Annotated in this window: 3 protein-coding genes; 1 reads left to right on the top strand and 2 read right to left on the bottom strand. The window is 75.2% G+C overall.

Going from position 1 to position 2,108, the window contains the following annotated elements; genetic code table 11:
• Window positions 1–323: HAD-IA family hydrolase (locus J0670_RS36565; protein WP_207817086.1), on the top strand; the 323-nt coding region annotated here is incomplete at its 5' end.
• A 59-nt stretch (window positions 324–382) separates the two neighbouring features.
• Here the strand turns inward: J0670_RS36565 and J0670_RS36560 are convergent.
• Both J0670_RS36560 and J0670_RS40675 read right to left on the bottom strand, forming a co-directional pair.
• Window positions 383–1,942 carry a caspase domain-containing protein gene (locus tag J0670_RS36560; RefSeq protein WP_207817084.1) on the bottom strand — a complete coding sequence of 520 codons (1,560 nt, stop codon included), beginning with the start codon at window positions 1,940–1,942 and terminating at the stop codon, window positions 383–385.
• Entirely contained in the window at window positions 1,939–2,052 is a 114-nt protein-coding gene (locus J0670_RS40675; protein ID WP_374223244.1) for a hypothetical protein, read from the bottom strand. Before J0670_RS40675 ends, J0670_RS36560 begins: the two co-directional genes overlap by 4 nt.
• Window positions 2,053–2,108: the final 56 nt, after the last annotated feature.

Here is a 2,108-nt window from a genome sequence, read left to right as displayed (position 1 = left end):
TGGCGCTCGCCCGGATCCGGATGGACGCCGCCGGCCTGCCGATGCCGCCCCTCCTGGTCACCGCCGAGTCCGTCGGCGCCAGCAAGCCCGACCCGGAGGGCTTCCTCAAGGGCGCCGCCGGCCTCGGCTTCGCCCCCGCCGACTGCGTCGCCTTCGAGGACTCCGGCGCCGGCATCGCCGCCGCCCGCGCGGCCGGCATGCGCGTCGTCGGCGTCAGCCCCCGCGCCGCCGCCCACCATCCGGACGCCCACGCCGCCGACCTCGGCGCCGTCACCGTCACGGCGGACGCGTACGGCGTGCTGACCGTCACCGTTCGGGCCTGAGTCGCGGCTAGGCCATGTCTGACAATTAGCGGCGCCCGGCGGGAATTGTCAGACAGGCCTTAAACCGCCCGCTCGATCCCGGCCGTCTCACGCAGCAACCCACGGGTGCCGGTCGGGAGTTGGACCACCAGGGCGTCCCCTCGCTTCGCGACCGCCAGGTACCAGCTCCCGGGCGCCAGCCGGGCGACCGGCTCCATCGCCCCCTCCAGGGAGAGGAGTTGACGCGGCACCGGCACCGCGAACCAGTACGGCTCGAACCCCTCCTCGCCCTCCGGCGGACTCTCCCCGCGATGCTCGCCCCGCTCGATCCCAGCCGTCTCGCGCAGCAACCCACGAAAACCAGTCGGGAGTTGGACCAGCAGCGCGTCCCCGCGCGACTCCACGGCCAGGTACCACGTCCCCGGCACCAGCTCCGCCATCGGTGCCACCGAACCGTCCAGCGCCATCAGCGGGCGCCGCGTCGGCACCGCGAACCAGTGCGGGCCGAACTTCTCCTCGACGCTGCTCCGGATCCCGGCGGTGTCGAGCAGGAGCCCCGTCGAGCGGTCCGGCAGCTCGACCAGCAACGCGTCCCCGCGCGACTGGGCGGCCAGGTACCAGGTGTCCGGGAGCAGTTCCCCGACCGGCTCCAGCGACCCGTCCGGGCCGAACAGCGGGCGCGCCTCGGGAACGGCGAGCCAGTACGACCGGAACGCCGGGTCCGGCCGGGCCGCCAGCGCCGCCGCCAGCCCGGTGGCCCGGCCCAGCAGCTCCCGCGCGGCCTCCTCGGCGGCCCGCCGCAGCCGCTCCGCCTCCTCGGCCACCCTCCGCCCCGGCTCCGGCTCCGGCTCCGTCTCCGTCTCCACCATCGGGGCCGCCGGCGCCCTGTCCTCAACGGCCGGGGCGGCGGCGGCCTGGTTGCGGGCGATCGCGATCAGGCCGCCGGTGTTGCGGTTGCGCTGCTCCGGCAGCGGCCGGGACTTCGAGGAGAGCCTCGCGCGCAGCCCACGGTAGAGGGTCTCCATGTCCAGCAGCTCGGGCCCGCCCGGGATGCCCTTCTCCAGCAGGTCGATGAGCTCCCCGGTGAACGCGGTGTACGTCTCCCCGGGCGGCGCGAGGGCGGGCCGGGTCGCGGCCGAGGCGGTGAGCACCACCGTGCCGCTCACCTCCGTCCGCTCGGCGAAGCTCTCGCCCGCGCTCATGGTGCCGACCAGTGCCCGGCCGCTGTAGCAGCAGTCCAGCACCACCACCGTTCGCCGGGCCCGCGAAGCGAGCACCGCGCGGCGCAGGAACTCGTACCGCAGCGCGGTGTACACGCTCTCGCGCTCGGTGTCCGGCAGGGCGAGGTACAGCTCCTCCGAGTACTCGTCGGTCAGCCCGTGCCCGGCGTAGTAGACCAGCAGGGTGTCGGTGGCCTCCCGCGCCTTCTCCTGAACGGTGTCCAGGACCGCGCGCACGCTGCCCGGCTGGACGATCACCGGGCAGTCCTCGGGCGCCAGCCCCCACACCCCGGGGTCGGTGAGCACCCGGCGCAGCCCCGCCAGGTTCCGCTCGACGGCCGGCAGTCCCTCCAGGTGGAGGTAGTCGTGCACCCCGACGAGCACGGCCGCCGACCTGCCGGGGTCAGCCAGCACGGTCACGGCCGCTCAGTGCCTCCGGCCGGCGGCTCCAGCGCCGCCACGATCCGGAGCACCTCCTCCGTCGAGCCGCCCTCGATCACCATCGACGTGCCGTCGCGCTCGATCCGCACCCGCGCCGCGCCGCGCCGCGAGTCCCGCCAGGTGGCGATGGCGGTCACCAGGCTCC

Origin of the sequence: Streptomyces sp. FH025 (assembly GCF_017427025.1) — a bacterium.
GTDB lineage: Bacteria > Actinomycetota > Actinomycetes > Streptomycetales > Streptomycetaceae > Kitasatospora.
The sequence above is the reverse complement of the archived record's forward strand: the minus strand, read 5'-3'. Positions and strand labels throughout refer to the sequence as shown.